Annotated in this window: 1 protein-coding gene; it reads right to left on the bottom strand. The window is 63.4% G+C overall.

Going from position 1 to position 838, the window contains the following annotated elements; genetic code table 11:
- On the bottom strand, positions 1 to 838 hold an 838-nt coding region (locus KBI52_RS01190; protein WP_210804830.1), incomplete at both ends, for an AMP-binding protein.

Genomic DNA, 838 nt, shown 5'->3' with positions numbered 1-838 from the left:
CTGGCCTGGCGAGTTGCCGATCTGGGCCGTGGTCTCGGTCTGGCCATAGCCGTCACGGATGGTAAGGCCCCAGGCCGCTCGCACTTGATCGATGACTTCTGGGTTCAACGGCTCGCCCGATCCACAGAGCTCCCGGAGCGCGCCTTTGTAGCTGACCAGATCCTCCTGGATCAGCCGTCGCCAAACCGTCGGGGGAGCGCAGAACGTGGTCACTCTGCAGCGGTTCATGACATCCAGAAGGCTTTTGGCCTCAAAGCGGGGTTGGTTCACAGCCAACACGGTCGCGCCGGCATTCCAGGGCGCGAAGACGGAACTCCAGGCGTGCTTGGCCCAACCGGGCGAGGAGACGTTCAGGTGAATGTCTCCGGGCTGCAAGCCCAGCCAGTACATGGTGGAGAGAGCGCCAATCGGGTAGCTGCGCTGGGTATGCCGCACCAGCTTGGGCTTGGCCGTGGTGCCGGAGGTGAAATAGAGCAACAGCGGATCGTCCGGCTGTGTTGGTCCATCCGGGACGAAGGCCTCGGGCTGCTGGGAGGCTTCCTGATAGTCGTGCCAGCCCGGCGGAGCGTCGGGGCCGACATGAACGCAGGTGACATTGCTGTCGTACAGGCCCTCAAGCTTGGTGACCTGATCGGAACCCGCGATCACGAGCTTAACGCGGCCACGCTCCATGCGGTCACTGAGTTCCTCCCGTGTCAGGAGCGTTGTCGCCGGGATGACCACCGCCCCAAGTTTTATGGCCGCGAGCATCGTCTCCCACAACGGCGCAACGTTGCCGAGCAGCAGCAAGAGGTGATCGCCGCGACGAAGTCCCAGAGTTCGCAGGAAATTCGCAACC

It is taken from the genome of Microvirga sp. HBU67558, from assembly GCF_018069605.1.
In the GTDB taxonomy this organism is placed as follows: domain Bacteria; phylum Pseudomonadota; class Alphaproteobacteria; order Rhizobiales; family Beijerinckiaceae; genus Microvirga; species Microvirga terrae.
This window is presented reverse-complemented; position numbering and strand designations above follow the sequence as displayed.